The following is a 13674-nucleotide window of genomic DNA, read 5'->3' on the forward strand; positions in this document are numbered from 1 at the left end:
CCTGAAGCGGCCCGGCACCTCAGCGTGCCGGCTTGTGGCTCTGGCCATGTTGGCGCTGAGCCTGGCGGCCGTGAGCCCGCTTCGGGCCCAGGTGCCCGATCAGTTCATGCGCATTGTCGAAAACGAGTCGGGCCAGCCGGAGAGCCTGCAGGTGGCGTTGGCGCACTATCGTGATGCTCACGGGCGGCGACTACACCTTGTCGGTGCCATCCACGTGGCTGACCAGGCCTATTTCGAGGACCTGCAGTGTCGCTTCGATGACTATGACGTGGTGCTCTACGAGCTGGTGGGCGATCCCGATGGCGGCGAGCGTCCGGCGGGTATTGGGCTGAACCTGATCGGGCTGATGCAGGGTGGCATGAAACAGGCGCTGGGGCTGAGCTTTCAGCTTGAGCAGATTGACTATGATCGCCCCCAGTTCGTGCATGCCGACATGACCGTTGACGAGTTCGACGACAGCATGAAAAGCCGCAACGAAAGCTGGATTGGCACGTTTTTGCAGATGTGGGCAGCATCGGCGGTGACCGAAAGCGCGGCCGCCCAGCAGGCCCAGATGCTGCAAGTGCTGCTGGCCGATGATCGGCAGTTGGCCTTCAAGCGCATGATGGCCGAGTCGCTGGTCGATCAGGCGCGCGTCCTGGAGCTGCTCGGCCAAGAGGACGGCTCGGTGCTGATCACCGAGCGTAACCGCAAGGCGCTGTCGGTTCTTGACCGCGAACTGGGTAAGGGTGCTCGCAATCTGGCGCTGTTCTACGGCGCCGGCCATCTGCCCGATTTTCATCGCCGCCTGACCGCGGAAGCGGGCTTTAAGCTCGAGTCTGTCGAATGGCTGGACGCCTGGGATCTGAGCGGCGAATGAGCCTGGCGGAAGATTCGACCCTGCCGACCCGGTTTCGCTATCGTCTCAGCCCCGTCAACATGCGGCGCGGCCTGTGGATTGTTGCCGGTTCGCTGGCGGTGCTGATCACCCTGGGTACGCTGGGGTCTGAAAGCCTGACCGAGACCATGCTCAAAGACCTGCAGCAGCAGCCCGTCTGGGCGCTGGCGGCAGCGCTTGTGGGCATCATCGCGCTGAGCGCGCTGCTGGCCCATGTCGCGGGTCTGGCCAGAAAATCGAAACTGATCGTTGATGCAAACGGCATTCGTTGCTCGCCCCATCGGCATCACGGCCCGAATAGCTGGCTGCGGCAGGACTGGCAACTGCCCTGGACGGCTATTGACCGTGCCGTTGTCCAGCGACCGGACGTGAGTGCACGGCAAGCCCAGAGCTGGATCAACACCACGCTGGTGCTTGAAAGCGGCCAGCAGGAGTACGCTATGGCGCTGCTGTTATGGGACCCAGTGGGCGAGCCGCTGAAGCGGCCCGACCTGATGGCCTTCAGATCGGGCGGGCGCCTGCATGAGCTGACCGAGTCACATCCCCTGATCCAGCACCTTAAGCGCCGCGGTATCGAAGTTGAATATCGGCCGCTGGGGTTTCGGGGGCGTCTGGGCATGGCCAAGCCTTCCAGAAAGCGGCCCAAGGCGCGCCCCGGCGACGCGCCGGTGGATCTGCTGAACTTCCGGTCGCTGATCATCATGCTTGTGCTGACGGCGGTGCTGGCGCTGGCCGCGGCGCTTCACTTCGTGGCGCTGGCGCCGATTCGCCCACTGTGGTCACCCGATTTTGGTTCGCTGGCGCTGGCTGCAGGCGTGGTGTTTTTGGCCGGCGCGATACTGTCGCACCCGGCCCCTTTACGTGAAAGATTGGTTGTGGCGCTCCTGCTCGGCGCGAGCGTTGGCCTGCTTGCTCACCCGCTCTCGGTTCGCGTGGCGGCAATGACAGCCGCCAGTCCGCAAACTGCTGATTACATCATGGAAGCGCCGGGAAAATTCCAGCCGATTGACGCTGACCTTCCCACGCTTGATTTGAGCGACCTGGACGTTCCTGAATACTGGCGCAGTCTGTCGCCGGGCGCCGCACATCCTTTCGACCTGCAGCGAGTGGACGAGGAGCGTTATATTCTCAGGCTCGGCCCGTTATTCGAGCGAACCCGAGCCTTCTATGCCAGTGCCGGCCCGGATTCTCCATAGCCCTGGGTTTGCTTGACAGCCTGCCGCGACGCGCGACTATACTTCGGCCATGAATGTGGACGTGAATGTTGTCGAGAACGATTTGGCGGGTTGGAGTGGCGTGTCACTTGAGCGGCTGTCATGAAGCCGGTTTCGGGCTTTACGCTCATCGAGCTGGTTACGGTCATCGTGCTGCTGGGGATTTTGTCGGCAGTTGCCACCGTGCGCTTCATTGACCTGTCGCAGCAGGCGCGTGATGCCCGTATCCAGGCGCAGGCCCAGGCGCTGATCTCCAACGACACGCTTAATCACATGGCTTGCAAGGCTGGGGCTGACGACTGCGTCGCCTTCGATCAGACGGGCTTTTCAACCTGCCAGATCGCTGTGGCCGCATTCCTGCCCGAGGTGGCTGCAGATTTCACCGCCACTACCTACACTTCGGCAACGCCTTCAGGTCAGTGGCAAAGCCTTCCCGGCCCGGGTGAGGCGCTGTTCTGGGTAACGCGAACGCTCGAGGTTCCGTTTCCCCAGAAGGTGCCCTGCGTACTCGCCTACAAGTAACGCCATCCGCCGCAGCCACTCGTTACAATAGAGGGTCTGATAACGAATACGCCCTTGAAGAGGACTGGCATGGCGCACGAGTATCCCCATCCCGACGATATCGATTTCCAGGAGACGCAGGAGTGGCTTGAGTCGCTGACCGCGGTTGTCGACCGCGACGGCCCCGAGCGCGCGCACTTCATTCTCGAGCGCCTGGTCGAACTGGCGCGCCGCTCCGGCGCGCACCTGCCGTTTGACCTGACAACGGCCTACATCAACACCATTCCATTACACCGTGAGCCGACCATGCCCGGCGACGGCGCCATGGAGCGGCGTATCCGCTCGATCATTCGCTGGAACGCCATGGCCATGGTCGTGCGCGCCGCCCGCCGCGGCGGCGAGCTGGGCGGGCATATCGCCAGTTTTGCCTCGGCAGCGACGCTCTACGATGTCGGCTTCAACCACTTCTTCAAGGGGCCGGATCACGCCGACGGCAGTGATCTGGTCTACTTTCAGGGGCATTCCTCGCCCGGTTTCTACGCCCGCGCCTTTCTCGAGGGGCGCCTGAGCGAAGAGCAGCTCGACGGCTTTCGGCAGGAGGTCGACGGCGAAGGAATAAGCTCCTATCCGCACCCCTGGTTGATGCCCGATTTCTGGCAGTTTCCGACGGTGTCGATGGGTCTGGGCCCGATCACCTCGATCTACCAGGCCAGGTTCCTCAAATACATGACCAATCGCGGCCTGGCCGACGCCGACAAGCGCACCGTGTGGAGCTTTCTCGGCGACGGCGAGATGGACGAGCCCGAATCGCTCGGCGCGATCTCGCTGGCGGGTCGCGAAAAGCTCGACAATCTGGTGTTTGTGGTCAACTGCAACCTGCAGCGCCTGGACGGGCCGGTCAGGGGCAATGGCAAGATCATTCAGGAGCTGGAAGGCTTCTTCCGCGGCGCGGGCTGGAACGTCATCAAGGTGATCTGGGGTTCCTACTGGGATCCGCTGCTGGCGCGCGACACCAAGGGACTGTTGCGCCGGCGCATGCAGGAAGCGCTCGACGGCGATTACCAGAAATACAAGGCCAATGACGGCGCCTACGTACGCGAGCACTTCTTCGGCGCCTACGACGAGCTCAAGGAAATGGTCGCCGACATGTCGGATGCCGATATCTGGCGGCTCAACCGCGGTGGCCACGACCCGCACAAGATCTACGCGGCCTATCACGAAGCGACCCATCATGAGGGTCAGCCCACCGTCATCCTGGCCAAGACCATCAAGGGCTACGGCCTGGGCCAGTCGGGCGAGGGTCAGAACATCTCGCATCAGCAGAAGAAGCTCGACGATCAGGGTGTGAAGTACTTCCGCGATCGCTTCAACGTGCCGCTGAGTGACGACCAGCTCGAAGGCGTGCCGTATTACCACCCGGGCGAAGATTCCGAAGAAATCAAGTACATGAAGAAGCGTCGGAAAGAGCTCGGTGGCTATCTGCCCCAGCGCCGGGTCGAAAACGACACGCTCAAGGTGCCCGATCTGGACGCTTTTTCAAGGCTGCTGGAATCCACCGGCGAGCGCGAGATTTCGACCACCATGGCCTACGTGCGCTGCCTGTCGCTGCTGCTGCGCGACAAGAACGTCAAGGAGAACGTGGTGCCGATCATCTGTGACGAAGGGCGTACCTTCGGCATGGAGGGTCTGTTCCGCCAGATCGGCATCTATGCGCCCTTCGGTCAGCTCTACGAGCCGGTTGACTCCGATCAGTTGGCCTACTATCGCGAGGCCAAGGAAGGCCAGGTGCTGCAGGAAGGCATCACCGAGGCGGGCGCCCAGAGTTCCTGGATGGCTGCCGCCACCAGTTATGCCACCACCGGCGTGCCGATGATTCCGTTCTACGCCTTCTACTCGATGTTCGGTTTCCAGCGTATTGGTGACCTCGCCTGGGCGGCCGGTGACATGCACGCGCGCGGCTTCCTGATTGGCGGCACATCCGGGCGGACCACGCTCAATGGCGAGGGCCTGCAGCACCAGGACGGCCACAGCCACGTGCAGGCCGGCGTCATCCCTTGCTGCGTCAGCTACGACCCCACTTTTGCCTACGAACTGGCGGTGATCCTGCAGGATGGCCTGCGGCGCATGTACGGCGAAGGCGAAGACGTTTTCTACTACATCACCGTGCTCAACGAGAACTACCAGCACCCGGCCATGCCGGAAGGCGCCGAAGAGGGCATTCGCAAGGGCATGTACCTGCTGCGCGAAGCCAAGGGCCAGAAAGACGCCCCGCGCGTGCAGTTGATGGGCTCGGGCGCGATCCTGCGCGAAGTCATGGCGGCCGCCGACCTTCTCGAACAGAACTACGGCGTCGGTGCCGATATCTGGTCGGTAACCAGCTTCAACGAGCTGCGCAAGGACGGGCACGAAGCCTCCCGGCGCAACCTGCTCAACCCCGACCAGTCGCCGACCACGCCCTGGATCACCGGCCTGCTCAAGGATCGTGAGGGGCCGGTGGTGGCTGCTACCGACTACATTCGGGCCTATGCTGATCAGGTGCGCGAGTTTGTTCCGGCCGATGACTACCTGGTGCTGGGTACCGATGGCTTCGGGCGCTCGGACACGCGCGAGAATTTGCGCCGCTTCTTCGAGGTCGATCGTTACTACGTCGCCTGGACGGCTCTGGTCGGTCTCAATCGTCAGGGCAAGTTCGATGACGACAAGCTGATCAAGGCCCGAAGCGCGCTGAATATCGATCCGGACAAGCCGCTGCCGACAACCGTGTGAGCGCGCGCGAACATCGGCACGCAGGTCGCGGCTACATCCGCGACGGACGACCTGGCAGGCTTGTTCACGCGTAGCTGACGCGTGTACAGACCAGATGCGTTGACCGTCGGGAATGTCATCCCCGACCTGCGCGGGCACCAGATACACAACGAGACGAATGTCATGAGCAACAGAACAGAGATCAAGGTTCCCGATATCGGCGACTTCGACAAGGTGCCGGTCATCGAGGTGCTGGTATCGCAAGGCGACACGGTCGACAAGGAGCAGTCGCTGATCACCCTCGAATCCGACAAGGCCACCATGGAGGTGCCATCACCGGAGTCGGGCAAGCTGGTCGAGCTGAGAGTCTCCGAAGACGACGAGGTGGGTCAGGGCGATGTGATCGGTATTGTCGAGGTGGCCTCTGAAGACGCCGGCGATGACGCGGGTGACGACCAGGCCGAAGCCGACGGGGAGGGTGAAGACGCTGCCGGCGACTCGGACTCGGCCCCGGCGCCGGCCGAAAGGCCAGCGACCGCCGAAGATACCGATACCGCCGCAACGGAAAGCCGAAGCTCGCAAGCGGATGCCGCTTCGGCGGGCCGTGCCGACAGGCTGCCGGCGCCGCCGGTGCCTTTCGAAGCGATGGATATGGACCCGTCGAAGCTGCCGCATGCCTCGCCGGCGGTGCGCCGACTGGCGCGCCAGCTGGGTGTCGATCTGGTCGGCGTCGAGGGCTCCGGGCGCAAGGGGCGCATCACCGAGCAGGATCTGAAGGACCATGTCAAGCAGGCGATGACCTCCGGTGGCGGCGCGACGGCCGGCGCGGGCCTGGACATTGCCGAGCCGCCGCGGGTGGACTTTGCCAAGTTCGGCGATATCGAGGAAGAGAAGCTCTCGCGCATCCAGCAGATTTCCGGCCCCAATCTGCACCGCAACTGGGTATCGATTCCGCACGTCACCCAGTTCGACGAAGCCGACATCACCGAAATGGAAGCCTTCCGCAAGGCCAACAAACAGGCGGCCGAGGACGCCGGCACCAAAATGACGCCGCTGGTATTCCTGATCAAGGCGGTGGTGGCCGGGCTGAAGGCCTTCCCGCACTTCAACGCCTCGCTGGCCAACGACGGCAAGAAGCTGATCAGGAAGAAATATTTCCATATCGGCGTGGCCGTGGATACGCCCAACGGCCTGGTTGTACCCGTCATTCGCGACGCCGACCAGAAGGGACTGCTGGAGCTGGCGACCGAGTTGACCGACCTGTCGGGTCGCGCGCGCGAGGGCAAGCTCAAGCCGGGTGAAATGCAGGGCGGGTGCTTCTCGATTTCGAGCCTGGGCGGCATCGGCGGCACTGCCTTCACGCCAATCATCAATGCGCCAGAGCTGGCCATCCTGGGCGTGTCACGCTCGGAGATGAAGCCGGTATGGGATGGCGAGCAGTTCGCCGCGCGCCTGATGTTGCCGCTGTCACTGTCATACGATCATCGCGTCATCGACGGCGCGGATGCAGCTCGCTTTACCCGCTATCTGGCCACTCAGCTCGAGGATCTGAGGCGACTGTTGCTTTGAGCCAGCAGCGCACGGGTTTTGGCATGATGCTGGCCGCCGCGGTCGGCTTCCTGCTGTTGCTCACCTTTGTCTTCTCGGGCCTGATCGAGGATCGGAGCAATCCCAACCGGCAGGTCGCCAGCAGTCGGGTCAACGGCAGCATCGAGGTGGTGCTGGAATCCGATCGTCAGGGGCACTTCATCGCCAGCGGCGCGATCAGCGGGCGCGAGGTGACCTTCCTGGTCGATACCGGCGCCACGCTGGTGTCGGTGCCCGAGGATCTGGCTGACCGGCTGGGGCTGGAGCGCATGGCGCGCATCGGGCTGGAAACCGCGGCCGGGCCGGTGACCGGCTGGATGACGCGCCTCGACGAGGTGCGCCTGGGCGATATCGTTCAGCGCGATGTGCGCGCAGCGATCAGCCCGGCTCGCAGCGAAACGGTGCTGCTGGGAATGAGTTTTCTCAAGAACCTGGAAATGACCCAGTCCGGCGGCAGGTTACGATTGGTGGCAAGGATTTAGGTCGCGGGCGCAGTAGCCGCGATCGGCGACAAGACACAGAACGAGACGAATGCCATGAGCAAGAAACAGGAAATCAGGGTTCCCGATATCGGTGACTTCGACAAGGTGCCCGTCATCGAGGTGCTGGTGTCAGAAGGCGACACGGTGGAGAAGGAGCAGTCACTGATCACGCTCGAGTCGGACAAGGCGACGATGGAAGTGCCGTCACCCGAATCGGGCAAGCTGGTCGAGCTCAAGGTCTCCGAAGACGATGAAGTCGGCCAGGGCGATGTGATCGGGACCCTTGAGGTTTCCGCAGCCGCCGCTGAGGGCGCTGACGAGGCCGGCGCCGAAGATGAGGGCGATAGTGCCCCCGACAAGTCGTCTGCTGGCCCGGACGCAGCTGCAGAATCAGGCGACGCCGAACCGGCTGACGAGCCCCGCACGGCCGGCGGTGAACGCAGAGCGGACACCGACGTTGACCCCGGCGATCACGAGTACGAATTCGATCTGGCCGTGCTCGGTTCCGGGCCGGCCGGCTACACTGCGGCCTTCCGCGCCGCGGATCTGGGGTTGAAAGTCGCGCTGATCGAGCGCTACGACACCATCGGCGGGGTCTGCCTGAACGTTGGCTGCATTCCATCGAAGGCCTTGCTGCACGTCGGTCAGGTGATCGATTCGGCGGCGCAGCTGGGCGAGCACGGCGTGGCCTTCGGCGCGCCCGAAATCGATCTCGACAAGCTGCGCGGCTTCAAGGACTCGGTGGTGAAAAAGCTCACCGGCGGCCTGGCCGGAATGGCGAAAAAGCGCGGCGTCGAGGTCATTCAGGGTTCGGGGACGTTCAGCGGCGAACACGAGCTGAGCGTCGAGCACGACGACGAAACGCGAACCGTCGGCTTCAATCAGTGCATCATCGCCGCCGGTTCGCGCGTGGTCGACATTCCCGGGCTGCCCGAGGGCGACGAGCGCGTCATGGACTCGACCGCGGCGCTCGAGCTCGCCGAGGTGCCGGAGCGCCTGCTGGTCATCGGCGGCGGCATCATCGGCCTGGAAATGGCCTGCGTGTTCCGCGCGCTGGGCTCGAAGGTCACCGTGGTCGAGATGATGCAGCAGCTTGTCCCGGGCGCCGACGCCGATCTGGTCAGGCCGCTGCAGCAGCATCTCAAGAAGCTGGGCGTCGAGTTTCATCTTGAAACGAAGGTTGCGAAGGTCGAAGCCGACGACTCGGGGCTGACCGCCCAGCTCGACGGCGAGGGCGCACCGGAAACTGCCGATTTCGATCGCGTGCTGGTCTGCGTTGGCCGCCGCCCCAACGGCGATCGGCTCAACGCCGAAGCGGCCGGCGTCAACGTCAACGACAAGGGCTTCATCAAGGTTGACGGCCAGATGCGCACCAGCACCGATCACATCTTCGCCATTGGCGACATCGTCGGCCAGCCCATGCTGGCGCACAAGGGCTCGTACGAAGGCAAGGTGGCCGCCGAGGTCGCCGCCGGCCACAGGCGCGCCGCCGACGCGCGCGTCATTCCCTCGGTGGCCTATACCGATCCGGAAGTCGCCTGGGTCGGCCTGACCGAGGCCCAGTGCAAGGCCGGCGACGTCAATTACGGCGTCGGCAAGTTCCCCTGGGCGGCTTCCGGCCGCGCTCTGGGCATGGACCGCAGCGAGGGCTTCACCAAGCTGATCTTCGAGGCCGAAAGCAACCGGCTCATTGGCGCCGGCGTCGTGGGCCTGCACGCCGGCGACCTGATCTCGGAGCTGGCGCTCGCCATCGAGATGGGCTGCGACGCCGACGACATCGGCCTGACAATCCATCCGCATCCGACGCTTTCCGAATCGGTGATGATGGCCGCCGAAGCCTACCAGGGCACGATTACCGACCTGTATCTGCCCAACAAGAACAGGTAAAGCGTCGGCCGAGCGGCGGGCCCGGCCACTTCCGAGCGGGCGGCCCGCCGACGGTCGTCGTCGGCACCGATGGGCTGCCCTGTCGGCTCACGCGCCTTCTCCCCGCGCGTGAACCCCGGCCGGATCAACGCTGCCGCCGCTCTCCTCGGGCGCTGGCGCCGGGCGTTTGTCGGCAGCCGGGTTCCGGCTGCTTGCAAAAGTAAAGAAGTTGTTCATATCATACAATCCAGAAAGCTGGATGCTGCGCCATACTGGACAGTATTGAGCAACACCTGAACCATCTCTGCCTAGGGGAGAAGTCCGATGAAGTCATGCCGATTCCTGGCGCCCGTGCTCGCACTGTTATGGTTGGTCGGCTGCGGCGGCAGTTCCAGCGTCGACCGTGCCGTCGATCAAGAGCCCGCCACCCAGCCCGACGGCCAGCCTGTCGATGGTGTCATCACCGCGGTCTTCGATCCCGCAGGCGGCGAGATTCCGTTTCCCAACACGCTGCTGTTGTCGGATACGGACGACATGACGCTCAATATCCCGGTGGCCGACCCCACCGACTACGGTGATCCCGCAGTGGCCATGAACGCGCTGGACGGTTTCAGCACCGTGGCGCCCTGGACCTTCGATTTCACCGCACCGATCGATCCTGCCAGCGTGATTCCCGGCAGCACCGTTCGTTTTTATGAAGTCACTTTCGTGCAGGGGCAGCCGGTCGTCTCCGGCGTCAATCGCGAACTGGTGCCGGGCCGGGAGTATGTGGCCGCAGTGGCGTCGTCTGACCCCAGCGGGCAGACGCTTGCCGTGGTGCCGCTCCAGCCGCTGCAGGAAATGACCGGTTACATGGCGGTGCTGACTGACGGTATTACCGATACCAGCGGCAATCCCGCCACTCCGGCGCAGCCCTATTTTCTGGCCAAGCGCCCCGATCCGCTGGTCGACGAGGCGGGCAACAGCACCGACCCGCTGCTGGACAACCCCACGGCGCAGGCGCTGGAGCCGCTGCGACAGGTGATCAATACGCACCTGGCCGCGGCAGCCTCGCAGGGTGTGACCGCAGACAGCATCGTGGTCTCTTCCACGGCCACCACGCAGTCGATCACGCCGGTGCTGTCGAAACTGCGCTCGGTCATCGGCCCGACCGGCAGTCAGGTGGCGCCGGCCTGCCTTGCGCCCGACAGCTGCCTGACCACGGCCGATGTGTTGCCGCCGGGCAGTTCGGCAGGCCTGGCCGACCTGTACATGGGCATCATGGAAGTGCCGTACTTTCTCGGCGTGCCCTCGCAGCAGAATCCGACCGCACCCCTGACCGCCTTCTGGGAAGCCGCGCCCGGCAACTACGTGCCGCCGTTCGACCAGCTGGGCCTGAACCCAGAATCCACCAACGTCACGGTGGCCAATCCGATTCCTGTGGAAACGGCCCGGCCGATGATCCCGCTGCTGATGACCGTGCCCAACGAGACTTCGGGGCAGCCGCGCCCGTCGGCAGGTTGGCCGGTGGTGATCTTCCAGCACGGCATTACCGGGGATCGCTCACAAATGCTGGCCCTGGCCGACACCATGGCCTCGCAGGGTTTCGCGATGGTTGCCATTGACATGCCGCTGCACGGCGTGACCGACCAGACCAGCCCGCTCTACATCGGCAATACGCCCTTTGCGGCGGCCGCAATGGAGCGCACCTTCGATCTCGACCTGCAGAACAACGACAGCGGCGCGCCGGGACCTGACGGCATCATCGACGACTCGGGTGCCTGGTTCATCAATTTGCAGAGCCTGCTGACCTCGCGCGACAACCTGAGACAGGCGCAGATCGACCTGTCGACTCTGGCCCTGAACGTGCCGGAGATGGACATCAACGGCGACGGTGTCAGTGATCTTGATGGTTCCAGCATCCACTTTGTCGGGCTCTCGCTTGGCGCCATGACGGGCACGCCTTTCCTGGCCGTTGAGCCGACCGTGGGCAACGGCGTGCTGTCGGTCGCCGGCGGCGGCGTCGCCAACCTGCTGGCCGGATCACAGACCTTCGGGCCGGTCATTCGCGCGGGTCTCGAGTCGGCGGGCGTCGAGCCCTACTCGCCTGACTATTATCAGTTCCTGCTGGCCGCACAGACGGTGATCGACGCGGCCGATCCGATCAACTGGGGCGCGATGGCAACCGCCCAGAACACCGTTCTGCTGCAGCAGGTCGCCGGCGACGCAGTGGTGCCCAACGCGGTCGAAGGGGCGCCGCTTTCCGGCACCGAACCGCTGATCCGGGTCATGGGCCTGGAGGCGATTACGGAGACCACGCAGGACCCGATGGGTATCCGCGGCGCGGTCCGATTGCTGCAGGGCGGGCACGGCTCGCTGCTCGATCCGACCGCCGGCCCGGCGGTGACCGCCGAAATGCAGGGCGAGGCGGCCAGCATGATGGCCTCCGGTGGCGCGATGGTTCTCATTGGCGATCCGTCACTTATCCAGACCGAAGACTGAGAGGGAGAATCCGAACATGAAACGTCAAGCATTCAAGAACACTCGGCGCGTGCTCGGGCTCCGTCCAGGCCTGCTGGCCGGTGCCGTCGGGCTCGCCCTGGCCACCCAGCCGGCTCATGCCATCGACCTGAGTACCGATGATGTCGAGATCCGTCTCGATACCACCGTAAGCTACGGTGTTGGCGTGCGCGCTTCCGAGCGCGATGACGAACTGGTGGCCAAGTCACATTTCGATCCGGAGGTGTCTCAGCGCCCGCTGGCGCAGCAGATCGCCGCAAAGGGGCGCTTTTCAGCCAACTCCGACGACGGCAACCTCAACTTCGATCAATGGGATCCGATCTTCAACCAGGCCCGTATCAACTCCGAGCTGGCGATCAATTATGACAACATCGGCGCCTTCGTCCGGGGTAACTACTTCTATGATTTCACCCTCAACGACATGGACGAGCTGCCCGACGCCGCCAAGGATCAGGCCGGTGAACGCGCACGCTTGCTCGACGCCTATGTCTATGGCGACTTCTTCATGGGCGATCGCCTGCTTTCGCTGCGGCTTGGCCGGCAGGTCGTCAGCTGGGGCGAAAGCACCTTCCTGGCCGGCGGCATCAACTCGATCAACCCGGTCGATGTCACCGCGCTGCGTACTGCGGGCGCCGAGCTCAAGGATGCCTTTCTGCCGCTGAACATGCTCTGGGGCTCGATCGACGTCACGCCCAATCTGTCGGTCGAGGCCGTGGTCATGGCTGAGTGGGACTACGTCGAGGCCGAGCCGTCAGGCACGTTCTTCGCCACCAACGATTTCGCCACCGCCGGTGGTCGCTACGCCATGCTCAATTTCGGCCTGGTGCCGCAGCCGGTCAGAAACCCCGATCTGTTCAACGCCGTCTGTCGCGGCGGTAATTTCGGGGCATCCGACAGCGGCCTGCCGCCGCCACTGGTTGCTGCTGGTTGCAGCGCTGCCTTTCCGCGGGCGGCCGATGACCGTGCCAGCGACAGCGGCCAGTTCGGGGCCGCCCTGCGCTATTACGCCCCGGCGCTCAACAGCACCGAATTCGGCCTTTATTACCTGCGCTACCACAGCCGGCTGCCGCTGCTTTCCGGCCGCGCCGTGAGCAGCGCTGAGCCGTCCTCGGGTGCCGTCATCGTCGGCTATCCTGAAGACATCGATCTGTGGGGTGCAAGCTTCAACACCACGGTGTCGGGATGGTCGGTGGCCGGTGAGGTGAGCTATCGCGACAACGTGCCTCTCCAGATCGACGATGTGGAGCTGCTCTACGCCGGCCTGTCGCCGCTCAACGCCGCCATTCCCGAGCCCTACAACCGCTTCATCAGCCAGCTTGGGCAGTTCCAGCCGGGCGAATACATTCAGGGCTACGAGCGCCGCGAAGTGTCGCAGGCCCAGTTCACCCTGACCAAGGTGTTCGGGCCGGGCAACTGGCTCGGCGCCAACCAGGTGGCCATGGTCGGTGAGTTCGGGGTCACGCACGTCTGGGATCTGCCCGACCCCAGCGAGTTGCGTTTTGAAGGCCCGGGTACCGACACCTTCGGCGGCCCTTCGCGCCAGAGTGGCGGCAACTCCCGCAGCCCGACCACCACCACCAGCGGCTATGCCACCGATACCAGCTGGGGCTATCGCCTGGTGATGGCGCCAACCTACAACAACGTGCTCGGTACGGCCTGGAACATGACGCCCAGCGTGGCCTTCAACCACGATGTCGACGGCGTCTCTCCCGGCCCGGGCGGCAACTTCATCGAAGGGCGCAAGCAGGTGACCCTGGGCGTGGACTTCTCGTATCAGTCAGCCTGGCAGGCAGGGTTGTCGTACACCAACTTCTTCGGTGCCGGCAACAACAACCTTCTGGGTGATCGCGATTTCATCGCCGCCTCCCTCAGCTACTCCTTCTAAACATGCTCCCAAAGCAAG

The 13674-nt window shown here is 64.1% G+C and carries 9 protein-coding genes; all 9 read left to right on the top strand.

The genetic code is table 11. The features are described from left to right. Positions 1 to 46: 46 nt before the first annotated feature. The 9 genes from ACEWQZ_RS08415 (at position 47) to ACEWQZ_RS08455 (ending at position 13656) form a co-directional block, all read left to right on the top strand. Positions 47 to 859, top strand: coding sequence for a hypothetical protein (locus ACEWQZ_RS08415; RefSeq protein WP_476482631.1), 813 nt, complete (start codon positions 47 to 49; stop codon positions 857 to 859). Continuing rightward, a complete protein-coding gene (locus ACEWQZ_RS08420; RefSeq protein ID WP_476482632.1) occupies positions 856 to 2073 on the top strand; it encodes a hypothetical protein in 1218 nt (405 codons plus the stop codon). The genes ACEWQZ_RS08415 and ACEWQZ_RS08420 overlap by 4 nt, the downstream gene beginning before the upstream one ends. A 120-nt stretch (positions 2074 to 2193) precedes the next feature. Continuing rightward, positions 2194 to 2613 (top strand): prepilin-type N-terminal cleavage/methylation domain-containing protein, encoded by a 420-nt coding sequence (locus ACEWQZ_RS08425; RefSeq protein ID WP_476482633.1) that lies wholly within the window; start codon positions 2194 to 2196, stop codon positions 2611 to 2613. Between the two features lie 69 nt (positions 2614 to 2682). Further along, positions 2683 to 5358, top strand: a complete 2676-nt coding sequence (gene aceE, locus ACEWQZ_RS08430; protein ID WP_476482634.1) for a pyruvate dehydrogenase (acetyl-transferring), homodimeric type — start codon at positions 2683 to 2685, stop codon at positions 5356 to 5358. Between the two features lie 162 nt (positions 5359 to 5520). Then, positions 5521 to 6906 carry a dihydrolipoyllysine-residue acetyltransferase gene (locus ACEWQZ_RS08435; RefSeq protein WP_476482635.1) on the top strand — a complete coding sequence of 462 codons (1386 nt, stop codon included), beginning with the start codon at positions 5521 to 5523 and terminating at the stop codon, positions 6904 to 6906. Further along, entirely contained in the window at positions 6903 to 7406 is a 504-nt protein-coding gene (locus ACEWQZ_RS08440) for a retropepsin-like aspartic protease family protein (protein ID WP_476482636.1), read from the top strand. Before ACEWQZ_RS08435 ends, ACEWQZ_RS08440 begins: the two co-directional genes overlap by 4 nt. A gap of 54 nt (positions 7407 to 7460) precedes the next feature. Further along, positions 7461 to 9293: a dihydrolipoyl dehydrogenase gene (lpdA, locus tag ACEWQZ_RS08445; RefSeq protein WP_476482637.1), complete on the top strand. Its 1833-nt coding sequence runs from the start codon at positions 7461 to 7463 to the stop codon at positions 9291 to 9293. Positions 9294 to 9596: 303 nt separating this feature from the next. Continuing rightward, on the top strand, positions 9597 to 11753 hold the full coding sequence (locus tag ACEWQZ_RS08450; protein ID WP_476482638.1) for an alpha/beta hydrolase: 2157 nt from the start codon (positions 9597 to 9599) through the stop codon (positions 11751 to 11753). Between the two features lie 16 nt (positions 11754 to 11769). Then, positions 11770 to 13656, top strand: coding sequence for a DUF1302 domain-containing protein (locus ACEWQZ_RS08455; protein ID WP_476482639.1), 1887 nt, complete (start codon positions 11770 to 11772; stop codon positions 13654 to 13656). Positions 13657 to 13674: the final 18 nt, after the last annotated feature.

This window comes from Wenzhouxiangella sp. YN1, from assembly GCF_056324145.1.